Genomic DNA, 16,382 nt, shown 5'->3' with positions numbered 1-16,382 from the left:
TTTATACCATGCGTCTGAGTACCAGCATGATATACCAGCAGAATATGCAGGGTGTTTTGAACGGACAGGTGAACTGGCAAAAAACGGGAGAACAGCTTTCTTCTGGAAAACGTGTTGTCAACCCATCGGATGATCCGATCGCTGCCGCACAGGTCGTAATGTTGAGTCAGGCCCAGTCTGAAAACAGCCAATATACTCTGGCGCGTACTTTTGCCGCGCAGAGCATGTCGCTGGAGGAGTCGATACTGTCGAAGGTAGCTGACACCGTTATCGTGGCGAGCACCCAGGTTATCAGCGGCGGCGGTGTCAAAAGCGACGATGATCGCCAGTCGGTAGCGACAGAATTGCGTGGCATCAAGGCGCAACTGCTGAATATGGCCAATAGCACGGATGGCAATGGCAAGTTTATCTTTGCGGGTTATGCAACAGACAGCGCACCCTATGTTGAAGGTGCTGACGGTGTGGAATATGTCGGCGGATACCAACCGATTTCGCAACAAGTTGACTCCTCGCGATCAATGACCGTAAGTCACATTGGTACTTCGGTATTTAATGCAAGTACCGGCGATGCGCAAAAAGAGGCCGATGGCAGTATTCAGTCGGATTTATTTGAGACGCTGGATATTGCGATAGCCGCCCTTAAAACCCCACTGTCGGGTGCGGATGACGCCACAAAAGCGGATGTTGCCGCGGCGCTGGAAAAAGCGAACCGGGGCTTAACCAATTCATTGAACAATGTGTCCTCTGTGCGGGCTGAATTGGGCGTGCAGCTTAATGAAATAGATAATCTGGATGCGATTGGCGCGGATCGTAACGTGACAAATAAACAAGCGCTCAGTCAGTTACAGGATACGGACTGGTATGATGCGATTTCATCTTATACGATGCAGCAGGCTTCATTACAGGCGTCTTATACCACTTTTCAAAATATGCAGAGCATGTCCCTGTTCCAACTTAAATAGCGCCGTAATTAGTCCCCTGAGATTGTTAAAACAGGGGCTCAGGTTTGAATACGCTTAAACCGGGCGTATTCTTTAGGCGTGTCACCTGTTTGCATCATATTGTTAAGGTGACATGCCGTTTTTTATCCCGCCCACAAATTATCTTTATTTTCCTCTTTATATCACCCTTCATTAAATGCTAACTGCACGACTATTTTCAGGAACCGGGCAACTGAGTCAGGATATCGGCCAGCAAGTTGAAGAACTCACTGAAGAGATGCTCCGCAAAGGGGGCAAGTAACGGGATCAAAAAGCCGACGGTCATGATACCGATGGTTAACGTAACCGGGAAACCCACGACGAAAATGGATAGCTGCGGCGCAACGCGATTCAATAATCCTAACGACAGGTTGATGGTCAGTAATAGCGTGACGATAGGGAGGGCCAGCATAAGACCGTTGAGGAAAATTAATCCTCCGGCGCGCGCAATGGCTAAAAAAGCGTAACTGTTAATCGGATTGGCGCTGACCGGTAAAGTATGAAAACTATCCGCCAGCAGGGAGATTAACCAGAGGTGCCCATCAAAAGAGAGAAAAAGCAACATCGCCAGGATATTGAGAAAGCGGGCAAGCACCGGCATATTCGGGCCGCCGGTCTGATCGAAAAAGGTGGCGAACGCCAGACCCATCTGTAGCCCGATCATTTCTCCCGCATAACGGATGGCGGCAAACGCCAACTGCATGGAAATACCTAGTGCGATACCGATCAGGATCTGTTGGATCAAAAGCCATACGCCGGCTACAGAAAAAACAGGGGTTGAGTTCAACGGTAGATAGGGCGCGACCAGCATCGTGATAAGCAGCGCCAGACCAATCTTTACCCGATTACTGATCGCCCGTTCGTTAAAAACCGGCGCGGTGCTGATGAGGGCGAGAATTCTGACAAAAGGCCACAGAAACTGATTGACCCAATTAATCATCTCCCCGCTGCTAAACGTCAGCATGGTTAACCAATAATCTGTGGAAGCTGGCCAAACAGCGTGCGCATATAATCCAGCATCAGGTTTAACATCCAGGGGCCGGCGATAACCAAGGTAAAAAATACGGTCAGGATTTTCGGAATGAATGACAAGGTCATTTCGTTTACCTGTGTCGCGGCTTGCAATAAGCTGATGATTAATCCACTTAACAGAGCGGCTAATAATGGCGGCGCCGCCAGCGCCAACGCAACTTTCATTGCTTCGTAGCCCAGCGCCATAACTGATTCTGGCGTCATATCGGTATTCCTCTGTGAAGCGCGATAAATATCACTGACAGCATACTAAAAAATCACTGGGTAAAGGCTGGAGCGCGGACTAGCTGTAAAAACTTTGCGCCAGCGAGCCGAGCAACAATTGCCAGCCATCAACCAATACAAACAACATGAGCTTGAACGGTAACGATATTGTGGCCGGCGGCACCATCATCATCCCTAATGCCATCAGGACGCTCGCCACCACCAAATCGATGATCAGGAAAGGAATGAATACGGTAAAGCCGATTTGAAAAGCTGTCTTAAGCTCGCTGGTCACAAAGGCGGGCAGGAGCACACGCATAGGAACCGCTTCCGGGCCTTGAATTTCAGGTATTTCGGCAAGCCGGGTAAATAGCGCCAGATCGGTTTCTCGTGTCTGGCGCAGCATAAATTCACGTAATGGCTCTGCTCCCCGCTCGATAGCCACTTCCATGCTGATTTGATCCTGACTGAATGGCAGATATGCTTCTTCGTACACCCGGTTTAATACCGGCGACATGACGAAGAAGGTCAGAAACAGGGTTAGCCCCAACAAGACCTGGTTCGGCGGCGCCGTTGGCGTACCCAGCGCGTTACGCAATAAACTGAGCACGATAATGATGCGGGTAAAGCTGGTCATCATCAGTAACGCGGCAGGGAGAAAGGTCAGCGACGTCAGGAAAACCAGGGTCTGAATCGGTAATGTCCAGCTTTGACCGCCATTTGGCAGCGGTTGTGTGACGATGCCGGGCAACTGAGCCGATACCGATGGCGAAAGCAACAGTAAACCGAACACGACAACATAGCGCAGGGAGCGAAGGCGAGTAAGGGCGAACGACAGGCTAGGCAGGAGACTCATTCCGATTTTTCCGGGCGCTTTAAAACTTTCTTTAACAGCTGATTAAAGTCCACAGGCTTGGCGTCTGTGGTTGATGAACTGTCGTTAATTGGTTGTGCAGGAAGCGTATGCAACGCCGTAATCTGCTGTGCCGTGACGCCCAGAACCAGCCAGGTATTGTCAACTTCGACAATCACTACCCGCTCCCGCTGTCCCACGGAACAGTTCGACACCACTTTTAATAGCTTATTCTGCTTGATCTGTGGTGCAAAACCGAGTTTTCGCACCAGCCAGGCAATAAAAAGAATCAATAACAGAATACCGCCGAGCACGCTACTGACCTGGGTTAATAGCATGCCGCCGGTAATCGGCGGGTCAGCCGCCAGTGTTGAAGCCTGACCCGTGGTTGTGGTTGTTACCGTGGAGGAGGGAGTCGTTGGCATCAGCGCCCCAGACGACGCATGCGTTCGGACGGGGTAATGATATCGGTGATGCGCACACCATATTTATCGGCAACCACCACGACTTCGCCCTGAGCGATCAGATAGCCATTGATCAAAATATCCAGCGGTTCACCGGCAAGTCCGTCCAACGCAACGACTGAGCCTTGCGACAAGCGCAACAACTCTTTGATCGTCATCTTGGTGCGACCCAGTTCCACGGTCAGTTTCACAGGAATATCAAGAATTAAGTCAATATCCTGTAACGAGCCTACGGCGTCTGCGCCATCAAGATTTTTAAAGACGCCTTCTGTGGTAGCGGCGCTTTTTTCCGCGGTCTGTTGCTCGTTAAATGCATCAGCCCACAGATCGTCCACAGATTCCTTGTCGTCGGACGGTTTCTTGGTGTCACTCATTGGGCTGTTCCTCATTATCCAGAGAATTCAAAATAGGGTTAATCAAGTGTTCAACACGTAATGCATGTTGCCCATTCAATGTTCCGTACTGGCTGGTAAGAACCGGTACGCCATCGACGTGCGCAATCAGCCGGTCAGGTTTATCGATCGGTAAAACATCACCCGGCTTTAATTTCAATACTTTAGATAACCGTAAAGGAATATCAACAAAATTCGCCACTAACTCAAGTTCGGAATGTTGAACTTGTTTGGCCAGGGTTTCACGCCAACTTTGATCTTCCTGTCGGGAGTTCTCCAACGGCGGGTTGGCTAACAACTCGCGCAGGGGTTCGATCATGGAGAAGGGGATACAGATATTAAACTCACCGGTCAGTGAACCAATCTCAACATGGAATGGCGTAGTGACCACAATATCATTGGGGGAGGTGGTGATATTGGTGAATTTAACCTGCATTTCTGAACGAACATACTCAACGTCTATCTTGTATATTGCATTCCACGCGTCGCTGTAGGCTTCCAGCGCCAGTTTCAGCATACGTTTGACGACTCGCTGTTCAGTGTGAGTGAACTCACGGCCTTCAACTTTGGTCGGAAATCTGCCATCGCCGCCAAAAAGGTTATCGACGGCGATAAAAACCAGACTGGGCGAAAACACGAAGAGCGCCGTGCCGCGCAGTGGCTTCAAGTGCACCAGGTTCAGGTTGGTCGGAACAGGCAAGTTTCGCGCAAAGTCATGGTAGGGCTGAATTTTAATAGGTCCCACCGTAATGTCAGGACTACGACGCAGAAGGTTGAACAGCCCCATACGAAACTGACGGCCAAAGCGCTCATTGATGATTTCAAGTGCATGCAAACGTTCACGAATAACACGACGTTGCGTATTGGGGTCATATGGCTTGACGTCGCCATCCGTTTTCGCTGATGCATTGGCATCGTCGGCGCTATCGCCACTGTCGCCATTTAAGAGCGCGTCAATTTCCGCTTGTGAAAGAATGCTATCGCCCATAATCAATTACCGCAGTATAAAAGCAGTGAACAAAACATCGGTAATGATTTGCTCCGGCTGACCAGGAACCAATGGCGGACTTAACACTTGTTTGATTTGTTCCACCAATTTTTGTTTTCCCTGCTCATTGGCAAGCTCAAGGGCGTCCTGGCGAGAGAGCAGCAGCAATAAACGGCTGCGCACTTCCGGCAGATAGTTGGTCAGGCGAGCGCGGGTTTCTTCATCCTGTAAGCGCAATGTGAAACCGACGTACAATACGCGATCAGGATCGTTGTCTGCGTTAACCAGATTGACAGTAAACGTGTCCAATGGCATGAAAACAGGTTCTGGCGGAGGCGGTGCTTTTTGCTCTGCGGTAGCGGCGTTTTGCTGATTCAACATCCACCAGGCGACGCCCGCCGCGCCAATGGCGGCGAGAGCAACAATAATCAGTAATATGAGCCAAACAGAGCGCTTTCGTCCTGGACGGACTTGCATATCAGACATAGCCAAAGATAATTCCTGTCATTTATTAATATTTATTGCGGAGTTACGCCAACAATAAACAAATGCATAATGTTAATGATTATCCCGTCTATTCAACTGTTCAATACAGAGAATAGACCAGGAAAACCGCGTTAACTTATTCGTTTACTTCAACATCAGGCGAAAATATCAACGCCATTGACTGAAGTGGCCATTGATTGCAAATGCGCTGGGACTTCAAGTGCATCACCCACATTTTCGGACGTATTGCCAAACTGCTGTCGGTAAGAGGCGTTGTTGCCACTGGTATCGCCATGACTGGCCGTCTGTTGTTGTGTTTGCTGCCAGCCGGAAGCATCGCTTCCCACGCTGCTTTGCCCAAGGTTTATCCCGCTCTCCGCCATGGCATTACGTAAATGAGGCAATGCCGCCTCCAGTGCGGAGCGAACCTGGCTATTCGCCGATACCAAATGAATCTGCGCCTGATTATCATCAATTTTCAGACTGATTTGGATTGAGCCTAACTCCTGAGGATTAAGGCGTAATTCCGCACTTTGTTGTCCGTTACGGCTGAACATCATGATTTGCTGGCCTAAAGCATCCTGCCATTGCGGAGAACCGAACGGCGCGTTTAGCTGAGTATTTACCGGCGTCTGTGGCGTGGCGGGGGCGCTGGACAATGTGGGTTGCACATTCGAAGCGAGAGAAACCTGCGGCGTTTGCAGGTTATTGCTCGCTGTCGGCGCTGACTCCTGATTACCACTGTCGTTACTTATTTGTGCGGTTATCGCTGAAAATTTGGCAAGGTCATCAGCAGTCTCGCCCGTCACTGATTGCTGGGCGGCATGTTTCTCGCCAGTAACTTTGGCGGACGAGGTTGAAGCCGAAGCGCCTGACAGTTGGGATAACGCATCTTCAATATCACCAGCGGCGTCGTCCGCACCGGCTAACGCTGTTGTTAAGTCCTGACGCTTGCTTCCCGCAAGTTCAGACAGATTAAGCCCTTTGCCTGAAATAGCGCCATCCACGACGGTGCTGGTTCCTGATATCGTTGGCAACATGGCAAATAATGCTTGCATGGCCGTTGTCGCCTCAGTAACGCTATTTTCTTCATCTTCTTTGGCGGCTGATTTTTCTACTTTATCTGAGGGGAGGGTATTTTCTGCCGCCTGTTCACCTGATGGCGTCAGCGCGCCGGATAATGAGCGAAAGGAAGCAAGAACAGCATTCAAATCATCGCCATCCAATGCGCTGATATCTTTGCGCAACGTGTTCAGCAATGCTTCTTTATCCGCCTCGGCGCCAACGATGGCGGGATCGCCCGATGAATCGGAGGACAACGATAAATGCTTGCTCAGTAGTTCCACAAAATCTTTCGGCAACGTCCCCTGGTTCAACAGAGAATCTACTGAACTGCTGGCATCGCCAGTACTTGTCGTGATAGGTAATGCAGACAGTTTCATTGTTCTGTTTTCCTCAGTGAGGCCCGCTGGGCGAATTCATCCATCTGTTTTTGTTCTATACGGTTATTTTTGAGCAATTGCCTTATCGTTTCCCGGTCTTGCAACTTTTCGAAGGCGTTCAAGCGCTGCTGCTTTTCCTGCCAGGTCTTCATCGCCAGATCCAGACGCGAAGTCCACTGTAAAAGCTGTTGCTGATGTTGTTCAATCGCGTTGTCCAACGTTTGAATAAATTGCTGATAATTCTGCCAGCTATTATTAGCCATACCATCGGTCATGGTGGTATTTAATTTTTGACGATAGTCATCCTGATAGTTTAACAGCATATTCAACTGCTGTTCAGCTTGCTGAAATGCTTTACGCACCTGACCTAGCTGTCCAGCGGCTTTTTCAACCTCTTTTTGCGCCAGTTCACGTAATGTGACTAAAGGTGACTGCGTCTTCATCTATTCTCCTGCCCGTTATGAGGGAAGATCGTGTTTAAAGCCTGGCAAGCCCCTTCATAGCTGCTCCGTTCAAACATTCCCTGTTGCAGAAAAGCCTCTAACTGCGGATACAGACGAATTGCCTTATCTAACATCGGATCGCTACCTGCGGCATACGCGCCGACACTGACCAAATCCCGGTTACGTTGATAGCTGGATAATAATTGTTTGAATTGCCGCACCGCGGCGTAATGATTTTCATCAATCAATGCTGTCATCGCACGACTGATTGAAGCTTCAATATCAATGGCCGGGTAATGTCCCGATTCAGCCAATTGGCGCGATAGAACGATATGTCCATCCAGAATGGCGCGCGCTGAGTCTGCAATGGGATCTTGCTGATCGTCGCCTTCCGTCAGTACGGTATAGAAAGCGGTAATCGATCCGCCGCCATGAATGCCATTCCCCGCGCGCTCCACCAACGCCGGCAATTTGGCGAAAACCGAAGGCGGATAACCTTTGGTTGCGGGCGGCTCACCGATAGCCAGCGCAATTTCACGCTGGGCCATGGCATAGCGAGTCAGGGAGTCCATGATCAGCAGAACATGATGACCTCGGTCACGAAAATCTTCTGCAATACGGGTCGCATAAGCGGCGCCCTGCATTCTTAATAACGGTGACACATCGGCTGGCGCAGCAATGACAACCGAACGCGCCCGGCCTTCAGTGCCGAGAATATTTTCAATAAAATCTTTAACTTCGCGTCCACGTTCACCAATCAGGCCGACGACGATGACATCCGCCTGCGTATAACGGGCCATCATCCCCAGCAGAACGCTTTTCCCTACGCCTGAACCGGCAAACAACCCCATACGCTGTCCGCGGCCAACGGTCAGAAGCGCATTAATGGCGCGCACCCCGACATCCAGTATGTTTTCTATCGGCGTACGCTGTAATGGATTGAACGGGGCGGTAATCAGCGCCGCGCGATAACCGGTGTCGGGCGAAGGCAGGCCGTCTAATGGCTTGCCGCCGCCATCCAGCACGCGGCCCAGAAGCTCTGGGCCCAGCGGCAATTGTTTACTCTGGGTGCTGCCTTCCTGCCCGGCGCGCGCATAGACTCTGGCGCCTGGCGTGATCCCCTCAACTTCTTCCAATGCCATGAGAAAGAGTTTTTGGCCATTAAAGCCGACAACCTCGCTTTCAACTTCCGTCACCTGATTTCCGTTTTGACGCTCGATAAAACAGGTTGCGCCTAAGGGCATGTGCAATCCCGTGGCTTCCAAAACCAAACCTGTCGCCCTGGTTAACCGGCCATAGCGACGCACCAGGGGCGTATCGGCGATACGCTCTTCGAAGGCGTCCAGCAAGGAAAGCCAATGGCCAAGGCGAGAGGTCATCATAACTCTCCCGGCGCCGCCAGGCGGCAGAGTTCATGCCAGCGCGTCGCGAGGCTGGCGTCAAGATCGCCTTCTTCCGCACTGACCTTGCAGCCGCCGGGATGAAGCTGATTATCGGCCAGTAACCGCCAACCATGCAGGCTGAGCGTCGGGCCCAGATGTTGTTCGACTCGCTCCAAATCAGAAGGATGCACACGCAACTGTGTTTTCCCGGAAAACATCGGTTCCTGTTGGATCAATTGCTGAATCTGACCGAGCAGCGCCGTGCCGTCACAGACCGGAGGTTGCCCGATAATCTGTTTGGCGGCGGTTAATGCCAGTTGCATCAGACGAGCCGGTATCACGCTATCCAGCGCATCCAGCGTCTGCTGGAATTCCGTCACCATCTGCTGCATCTGTTCAATCATCGGTTGCTGTTGCTGCAACGCCGCTTTCATGCCTGCTTGTTGCCCTTTGCTCAACCCTTCCTGATAACCGGCGTCATAACCTTGTTGATGACCTTGCGCAAACCCGCTCTCCCGCGCTTGCTGTTGCGTCTTCTCCCGAAGCGTCATCAACTTGTCTTCCAATGACGGCGCTTGCGCCTCGCCACTGTTTTCGGGCGCTGACGTTTCCGGTTCATCCGCCACGGTTTCAAACTTGGTCGGTGAGGCCAGGTCGTTCAGTTGCCAGGGCTGCCAGGCAAGATTGTTAGAGGCATCAGACATAAGCATCCTCGCCGCCGCCGATAATCATTTCGCCGCTGTCCGCCAGACGACGAACGATGAGCAAAATCGCTTTCTGTTCGTTTTCGACCTGAGACATACGTACCGGACCGCGTGTCGCCAGGTCGTCGCGCAGAATTTCCGCCGCACGCTGGGACATATTGCGCAGGAATTTTTCGCGCAACGGCTCTTCGGCGCCTTTCAATGCCAGCAGCAGCGACTCGGATTCCACTTCCTGAAGCAGACGCTGAATACTGCGATCGTCCACATCCACCAGGTTTTCGAACAGGAACATTTCGTCGATGATCTTTTGCGCCAGTTCGCCATCGAATTCGCGTACCGCTTCAATGACGGCCTCTTCCTGCTGTGTTTTCATCAGGTTGATGATTTCAGCAGCAGTACGGATACCGCCCATCTTGCTGCGTTTGAGGTTTTGTCCATCCAGCAAACCGTTGAGCACATCGGTCAATTCGGCCAACGCCGATGGCTGCACGCCGCCGAAGGTGGCGATACGCAGCATGACGTCATTACGTAAACGCTCGTCGAACAACGCCAGGATGTCGGCGGCCTGCGCCCGTTTCAGGTGCACTAATATAGTGGCGATAATCTGTGGATGCTCGTCGCGAATAAGGTCTGCGGCGGTCTGCGGCTCCATAAAGTTCAGGGTTTCCATGCCACTGGATGTTTCACGGCTTTCCAGAATATCTTCCAGCAGGCTGGATGCGCGCTCTTCGCCAAGCGCTTTCACCAGCACTGAGCGCAGGTAATCACCGGCATTGACGCTGAGAGCCGCATATTGCTCTGAGTCCGCCTCAAACTCTTTGAGTATCTCAATCAACTGCTGCTGCGATACCTGGCGAAGGTTAGCCATAGCGGAACTGAGATGTTGCACCTCTTTGGTGGAAAGGTGAGTAAAAACTTCCGCTGCCCGATCCTCGCCGATGGTCATCAATAAGATGGCGCTTTTTTCTGTTCCCGTCAGGTTCATAGTTCAGTACTCATCCATTGACGAATGACCAATGCGACCACGCGCGGGTCATTCTCCGCCAGTTCACGTATCCGGTTGCTCTGCATTTCAGCGCTGACCCGTTGCTGAGATTTCCGCTGTTGTTCGGCTTCAGACGCGCTGAGGTTAACAACAACATCATCATCACTACCTTTATTCAGGCTGGCCGCAGCCGCCAATGCCGCTTCCTGTTGCTGGGTTTTTCTCTGCAACTGAGGACGAACAAGTTTACGCCAGAGGATCCAGGCGACGATCAATACCAGCAACCAGCGGCCCGCTTCTATCAGCAAATCGAAAAACGCTTGTTGCTGCCAGAAGGGGAGTTCGCCTGTGCCTTCAGTGGATTCCATAAACGGCGTGTTGACCACGTTTAATGAATCACCACGTTCGGCAGAGAACCCCATTGCTTCGCGAGCCACGGTTTCAATCTGTTTAATTTGATCTTCCGTCAGTGCAACGGGCTTGCCGTCTTCACCCGGCGGTAAATAATTTACGATGATCGCCGCAGACAAGCGTTTTACGCCACCAGTGCTGTGCCTGGTGTGCAGTATGGTTTTGTCTACTTCGTAGTTTGTCGTGGCATCGTCACGGATGTTGGATGTCTGGACAGCGGTATTCGCATTGGCATTTGCCTGCGTACCCGCCGCATTATTATTTTGTTGACCGGCCTGATTATTGGCATTGGCGTTGTTATTCGGTTGCGTCTCAATCGGCGCATTAGGCGCGGGCGCGGGCTGATTGGACAATGCGCCAGGCACGCCGCCGACATTCTGGCCGCCACGTTGTTCACTCCGGCTGGTTTGTTGAGAACGCACCGCCGCCTTGTCTGGCGGTTGGTTGGGCTGATACTGCTCATCGGTTTGCTCACGCGCCGAGAAATCAATTTGCGCGGTTACCTGAGCATGTACATTTCCCATGCCGACGATAGGTGCAATGATGGCCTCAATACGGCGTTGATACATGGCCTCAACTTCATTGCTGTATTTGAGTTGGGCGGCATTCAGATCACGACCGCTGCCGCCCGCCTGCGTCAGCAGGCGGCCAGTTTGGTCAACGACGGTGACGTTATCGGGCGGTAACCCTGAAACGCTGCTCGACACCATGTAAACAATGGAGTTGATTTGCCCTTCATCCAAGGCGCGACCCGGCTGTAACGCTAATGTGACGGAAGCGGAAGGGGATTTCTGCTCACGAACAAAGAGAGACGGTTTTGGGATCGCTAAATGCACCCGCGCATTTTGCACCGGGCCTAAGGTTTCAATGGTTCTTGACAGTTCGCCTTCGAGCGCGCGTTGATAATTAATCTGCTCGCTGAACTGGCTAATGCCGAATTTTTCCTGATCGAGCAATTCAAAACCAACCGCGCCCCCTTTTGGCAAGCCCAGTTGTGCAAGGCGTAAACGCGTCTCGTAAACGTTCTCCGCGGGGATCATTAACGCGCCGCCGCTGTCGGAAAAACGGTAAGGAATGTTAAGCTTGGTCAGTTCACTGACGATTGCCCCACCATCGCGATCATTGATATTGCTATAAAGTACACGGTAATCCGGGCCTCTGGCCCATAACGCCAAAGCGACGACAATGGCAATGGTAGCTGCAGCCGCGATTAATAGAGGAATTTTAGGGTTGGCGCGTAATCGGTTGAGTATTTCGCCAAAACTGTTCTTACCGGTAGCAGTGCCGGTTAACGAGGCGCTCATACTCGATCTCTGCTTGATTGTTGAACGATAGACTTAACGTTGTGACGTGACAAAACAGAACTCCCTCATTGCGCAATCAATAAAACATTCGCCCATATTTATCGGCATGACATTATTTTCCGTAAACGAAAAATCGATGGGTCGATAAGGTGACATTTTTAACGCTAATTACGCCATTTAGTTGCGCCTGGGTATGGTAGGGTTATTGCCGTGTAATAGGCATACTGTGACGTTGTTGTGGGAATGATTGTTGTGGGAATGATTGTCGTGGCCAAGGGTTATGACGAATAAGTGAGGTGTTATGTCAGTTCAAGGTATTGAAGGCGTATTACAGCAGATGCAGGTTACCGCGCTGCAAGCTTCTAATAATACACCCAGCGCCAGACCCACTATCGAGCCGGGGTTTGCGAGCGAGTTGAAATCCGCCATCGATAAGATCAGCGACACGCAACAGTCGGCGCGGGCGCAGGCCCAGAATTTCACGCTGGGCGTTCCCGGCGTGGCGTTGAATGATGTGATGGTGGATCTGCAAAAATCATCCATCTCCATGCAAATGGGGATTCAGGTTAGAAACAAGCTGGTGTCAGCCTATCAGGAAGTGATGAATATGTCGGTGTGATGGGCCGCTGACATCTATATATCGATTTTGCCTGTAAATTTATTCCGTTACTGTCATTATTCGTCATTCGTCGTTTTTACAGATCGACGATATTTTTTCGGACAGTAAAAACGAAAAGCCAGTGGCTGATAATGGCCTCTGGTTTTTCGTGTAATAAACAGGGAGTAAACAACCGCTACTGAGGACGGGGTTATCGGTACGCATTAATTGCCATTCGTACCATCGGGATGCCAATTGCGTGTGGCAAATTCATTGTAGGCGATGTTGGCATTTTGTTGTGCGACGGTTTGCTTCATCAATGTGCTCAATTCATCCATTCTTTTTTGCAGTAGTTCTTTTACTTTCGATTCGGTATCAATGATTTCCTGTAAAATCTCTCGAAAGTGTAATCGCATCACACTGTCGATGTTATCTGGAATAGGGTATTTAGTCAGATTTTCCACCGTCTGAATATAGACAATCTCCAACTCGACCAACTCGTCCCATAAACCGTTTGACGCCAATCCCAGAATCTTGCGGCTAAGAGACTGAAGTTGCTGATAATCTTTTACAAGCTGATGGAGATTGTCCATTGCTATACTTCCTGAGCCGATTGCAATTGATATTTGGGACCGATCTGGCGCCAGGCGTCGGCAATATTTTCCAGAAGCGCTTCAACTTCTTCAATAAACCCGATGTTGTTATGAAGGTTGGCGAGCATCAGGCGCTGCGTCATATAGTCGTAAAGCGCCGCGAGATTCTCCGTCAATTCACCGCCTTTCTCCATATCCAATCCGGTTTTCAGGCCATTTGAGATAATGTCGATGGCTTTTGACAAGGCCGCGCCTTTACCTTGAATATCCCCTTGCTGCATAAGGATACGCGCGCGCACCATTGCGCTACGCGCGCCATCGAACAGCATGACGATTAACTGATGCGGACTGGCGCTCATTACCGCGCTTTCCAGACCCACGCGGGCATAGGCCTGGCTGCCTTTCATGTTATACATCAATGCTCCTTTTCATTTAGCTGCTGCTGGTTGAACTGAACTGCCGCGTCAGATAGCTTAAGGTATTGTTGTTCTGCGACAAAAGCGAGTCCAGCTTGGTGAATTGGGTCTGATAGCGGGTGATCAAGGCTTCAATGGCGGCTTCGGCCTGAGTATATTGCGTATCCAGCTTTTTCAACGTGGTATTGATGCCATCTTCTTTGGTTTTCAGCACCCCATCCGTCGTATCCAGCACATCTTGCAGATAGCTGCGGACTTGTGTGGCCAGGCCGGTTTCCTTACTGTCGCCGACGAAAAACGCTTTGACGTTGCCCGGTTCTTCCTTCAGCGCTTTTTCCAGCGTGGCATTGTCAATTTCCAGCTTGCCGGTTTTATAATTCTGAGTGATCCCCAGATCCGCCATAATGCTGAAATCGCCGCTTTCGCTTTGAATGGTGGTCAGGTAGCTTCTCAGTTGACTCTGAATGCCGCGCACCGTGCTATCGCCAATCAACGAACCGTTACTACTGCTCTGTTCTTCCCCGGCTTCAACCGCCGTGTATTTGGTTTGGGCGGAGATGACGTCCAACACCGAGTTATAGGCGTTTACCCAGGCGGTAATGGCATCTTTCATGCCGGTGATGTCCTGGGAAATATCCAGCGTTTCCGGCTTGCCTTCTGTGGTGGTGGCCTTCAACGTCAGCGTAACGCCTTCCAGCGCGTCGTCGATGGTGTTGCTCTGGCGTTCGACCTCAATGCCGTTGATGGAGATTAAGGCGTTTTGCGCCGCCACCTGCTGCGTGAAATTACCCAACGTTCCGCTGCTGTCTTCTACGGTGATCGCTGACTCGGTGCCGGTATCTTTCGCCGTTAGCATCAAATAGTAGTTATTGTCGTTTGCCTTGATTACGCTGGCGCTCACCCCGCCTTCTGACTTATTGATGGCGTCGCGCACATCATTCAACGATGTTTCACCGCCAGTAAGGGCGATTTCGAGCTTCTCGCCATTGGCCTGAGTGATGGTCAGCGTGCCGTCGGCGCTTCCCAGCGCGTCGGTTGCGCTGTTGTGCGTGGCTGAAAGAATGGAATGGGCCTGAGCGAGTTGACTGACGCTGACGCTATAGTTACCCGCTACCGCTTTACTGTCCGTGGTGGCGGTGAACGCGGTGTTGGTGCTTGTAACCGAAGTATTATTGATAGCATCGATTGAACCTGCGGTAATGCCGAAGGATTCCGACTTGGCCAACGCATTGGTGGCGGTGTTCAGTTTATCAAGGGCGCTTTTGAGCGCGCTGACGCCGCTAAGTTGCGCTTTATAACTGGTTTGCTGAGTGGTGATAGGCGTCAGGCGCGTTTGTTCTTCCACCGTCTGAATCTTGGTGATCAGCGTACTTAAGTCCAGGCCGGAACCGACCCCCAAAGATGAAATATTTGCCATGACAAGATCCTTATCCTGTTAGCGAGAAAGTTACAAGACAGATTATCGGCTGATTGTTTCTGAAGTTTAGAATAATTATTCGGTAAATCGGGAATGATAAATAGAGATTTATACCATACCGCATTGGCATGCCGCGCAATCGTCCGAATAAGCGGATAAAAAGGCAGGCTATAAGAAGAATGTTGCAGTTTTGGATAAAAAAAATTAAAGCTTCCCAAAAGCATTCCGATAAATGTTAGCGACGGGGATGAACCCGTGGGTCTAACCCGAAATCTACACTTACTGATTAAGGAATCGCTATTATGGCAGTAATCAATACTAACATCATGTCTCTGACGACTCAGAACAACCTGAACAAATCTCAGTCTTCTCTGGGTACCGCCATCGAACGTCTGTCTTCCGGCCAGCGTATCAACAGCGCCAAAGACGACGCTACCGGCCAGTCGATTATCAACCGTATGACCGCTCAGGTTAAAGGTCTGACTCAGGCTGCCCGTAACGCCAACGATGGTATCTCTCTGACGCAAACTGCCGAAGGCAACCTGAACGAAATCAACAACAACCTGCAACGTATCCGTGAATTGGCGGTTCAGGCGGCTAACGATACCAACAGTTCAACTGACCGTGAATCAATCGCGACTGAAATGCAACAGCGTCTGGACGAAATCAACCGTGTAGCCAGCTCTGCAACTTTCAACAGCACCAAACTGCTGGACGGTTCCGCTTCCGGCGGCATCAGCATTCAGGTTGGCGCTAATACCGGTTCTGACGAAGTTATCACCATTGACTCAGGCGCACTGGTCAATGCTACCACAGGTGGCGGCCTGGCAAGTGGTGTCGCTGCCGCTGTAACTGCTCTTGCAGCTGATTTAAGCGGTGCTGTTGGTGGTAGCGGTGGCTTGGCTCAGACTATCGTTGACGCGGTTGATACCGCTCTGCAAAGCGTGGATACCGCACGTAGCAACCTGGGTGCGATTCAGAACCGTTTCGAATCCACCATCACTAACCTGAACAACTCCATTAACAACCTGTCTGCCGCTCGCAGCCGTATTCAAGACGCAGACTACGCGACGGAAGTGTCCAACATGAGTCGGGCGCAGATTCTGCAACAGGCTGGTACTTCTGTACTGTCTCAGGCCAACCAGGTTCCGCAGACTGTTCTGTCTCTGCTGCAATAATCAATACCTGTCTGATTTTTCTTCAAACCCGGCAACGCCGGGTTTTTTAATTCTGTTATTAGCGCCGATTTTTATCCGGTTCTCCGCGCATCGAATAACCCGCGTTTCTT

General features: G+C 51.0%; 19 protein-coding genes. 3 read left to right on the top strand and 16 right to left on the bottom strand.

What is annotated here, in order from left to right:
- Nucleotides 1-8: 8 nt before the first annotated feature.
- Nucleotides 9-962, top strand: a complete 954-nt coding sequence (flgL, locus tag DES54_RS09360; RefSeq protein WP_113866716.1) for a flagellar hook-associated protein FlgL — start codon at nt 9-11, stop codon at nt 960-962.
- Between the two features lie 196 nt (nt 963-1,158).
- On the opposite strand, the gene fliR is transcribed toward flgL, so the two are convergent.
- The 13 genes from fliR to fliF all read right to left on the bottom strand — a co-directional run bounded on the left by fliR (nt 1,159) and on the right by fliF (nt 12,070).
- Nucleotides 1,159-1,944 carry a flagellar biosynthetic protein FliR gene (fliR, locus tag DES54_RS09355; RefSeq protein ID WP_113866714.1) on the bottom strand — a complete coding sequence of 262 codons (786 nt, stop codon included), beginning with the start codon at nt 1,942-1,944 and terminating at the stop codon, nt 1,159-1,161.
- 2 nt (nt 1,945-1,946) lie between these two features.
- A complete protein-coding gene (gene fliQ / locus DES54_RS09350; protein WP_113866712.1) occupies nt 1,947-2,216 on the bottom strand; it encodes a flagellar biosynthesis protein FliQ in 270 nt (89 codons plus the stop codon).
- 79 nt (nt 2,217-2,295) lie between these two features.
- Entirely contained in the window at nt 2,296-3,072 is a 777-nt protein-coding gene (gene fliP, locus DES54_RS09345; RefSeq protein ID WP_169050440.1) for a flagellar type III secretion system pore protein FliP, read from the bottom strand.
- The gene (gene fliO / locus DES54_RS09340) at nt 3,069-3,494 is read right to left on the bottom strand and encodes a flagellar biosynthetic protein FliO (RefSeq protein ID WP_205680212.1); all 426 of its coding nucleotides are present in this window, start codon (nt 3,492-3,494) and stop codon (nt 3,069-3,071) included. The genes fliP and fliO overlap by 4 nt, the downstream gene beginning before the upstream one ends.
- Nucleotides 3,494-3,907 carry a flagellar motor switch protein FliN gene (fliN, locus tag DES54_RS09335; protein WP_113866710.1) on the bottom strand — a complete coding sequence of 138 codons (414 nt, stop codon included), beginning with the start codon at nt 3,905-3,907 and terminating at the stop codon, nt 3,494-3,496. The genes fliO and fliN overlap by 1 nt, the downstream gene beginning before the upstream one ends.
- On the bottom strand, nt 3,900-4,913 hold the full coding sequence (gene fliM / locus DES54_RS09330; RefSeq protein WP_113866708.1) for a flagellar motor switch protein FliM: 1,014 nt from the start codon (nt 4,911-4,913) through the stop codon (nt 3,900-3,902). The genes fliN and fliM overlap by 8 nt, the downstream gene beginning before the upstream one ends.
- A 6-nt stretch (nt 4,914-4,919) precedes the next feature.
- Nucleotides 4,920-5,399, bottom strand: coding sequence for a flagellar basal body-associated protein FliL (gene fliL, locus DES54_RS09325; protein WP_113866706.1), 480 nt, complete (start codon nt 5,397-5,399; stop codon nt 4,920-4,922).
- A 155-nt stretch (nt 5,400-5,554) separates the two neighbouring features.
- Complete coding sequence (locus tag DES54_RS09320) at nt 5,555-6,841, bottom strand: flagellar hook-length control protein FliK (RefSeq protein ID WP_113866704.1); 1,287 nt, start codon at nt 6,839-6,841, stop codon at nt 5,555-5,557.
- Entirely contained in the window at nt 6,838-7,284 is a 447-nt protein-coding gene (fliJ, locus tag DES54_RS09315; protein WP_113866702.1) for a flagellar export protein FliJ, read from the bottom strand. Before fliJ ends, DES54_RS09320 begins: the two co-directional genes overlap by 4 nt.
- Entirely contained in the window at nt 7,281-8,663 is a 1,383-nt protein-coding gene (gene fliI, locus DES54_RS09310; RefSeq protein WP_113866782.1) for a flagellar protein export ATPase FliI, read from the bottom strand. Before fliI ends, fliJ begins: the two co-directional genes overlap by 4 nt.
- On the bottom strand, nt 8,663-9,370 hold the full coding sequence (fliH, locus tag DES54_RS09305) for a flagellar assembly protein FliH (protein ID WP_113866700.1): 708 nt from the start codon (nt 9,368-9,370) through the stop codon (nt 8,663-8,665). The genes fliI and fliH overlap by 1 nt, the downstream gene beginning before the upstream one ends.
- A complete protein-coding gene (gene fliG, locus DES54_RS09300; RefSeq protein ID WP_113866698.1) occupies nt 9,363-10,355 on the bottom strand; it encodes a flagellar motor switch protein FliG in 993 nt (330 codons plus the stop codon). The genes fliH and fliG overlap by 8 nt, the downstream gene beginning before the upstream one ends.
- Nucleotides 10,352-12,070, bottom strand: coding sequence for a flagellar basal-body MS-ring/collar protein FliF (gene fliF, locus DES54_RS09295; protein ID WP_113866696.1), 1,719 nt, complete (start codon nt 12,068-12,070; stop codon nt 10,352-10,354). The genes fliG and fliF overlap by 4 nt, the downstream gene beginning before the upstream one ends.
- A 301-nt stretch (nt 12,071-12,371) precedes the next feature.
- Here fliF and fliE point away from each other — a divergent pair, with 301 nt between their 5' ends.
- A complete protein-coding gene (fliE, locus tag DES54_RS09290; protein ID WP_113866693.1) occupies nt 12,372-12,689 on the top strand; it encodes a flagellar hook-basal body complex protein FliE in 318 nt (105 codons plus the stop codon).
- Nucleotides 12,690-12,892: 203 nt separating this feature from the next.
- Here fliE and fliT read toward each other — a convergent pair whose 3' ends face one another.
- From fliT to fliD, 3 genes are read right to left on the bottom strand one after another with little or no spacing between them, the layout of a single operon-like run.
- Nucleotides 12,893-13,261, bottom strand: a complete 369-nt coding sequence (gene fliT / locus DES54_RS09285) for a flagella biosynthesis regulatory protein FliT (RefSeq protein WP_113866691.1) — start codon at nt 13,259-13,261, stop codon at nt 12,893-12,895.
- A 2-nt stretch (nt 13,262-13,263) separates the two neighbouring features.
- A complete protein-coding gene (fliS, locus tag DES54_RS09280) occupies nt 13,264-13,677 on the bottom strand; it encodes a flagellar export chaperone FliS (protein ID WP_113866689.1) in 414 nt (137 codons plus the stop codon).
- Between the two features lie 16 nt (nt 13,678-13,693).
- On the bottom strand, nt 13,694-15,094 hold the full coding sequence (fliD, locus tag DES54_RS09275; protein ID WP_113866687.1) for a flagellar filament capping protein FliD: 1,401 nt from the start codon (nt 15,092-15,094) through the stop codon (nt 13,694-13,696).
- Between the two features lie 302 nt (nt 15,095-15,396).
- Here fliD and DES54_RS09270 point away from each other — a divergent pair, with 302 nt between their 5' ends.
- Nucleotides 15,397-16,272 carry a flagellin N-terminal helical domain-containing protein gene (locus DES54_RS09270; protein WP_113866685.1) on the top strand — a complete coding sequence of 292 codons (876 nt, stop codon included), beginning with the start codon at nt 15,397-15,399 and terminating at the stop codon, nt 16,270-16,272.
- Nucleotides 16,273-16,382: the final 110 nt, after the last annotated feature.

The sequence above is a fragment of the Brenneria salicis ATCC 15712 = DSM 30166 genome, assembly GCF_003315515.1.
GTDB lineage: Bacteria > Pseudomonadota > Gammaproteobacteria > Enterobacterales > Enterobacteriaceae > Brenneria > Brenneria salicis.
Note: the sequence above shows the minus strand (reverse complement) of the source record. Positions and strands in the feature narration are given on the sequence as shown.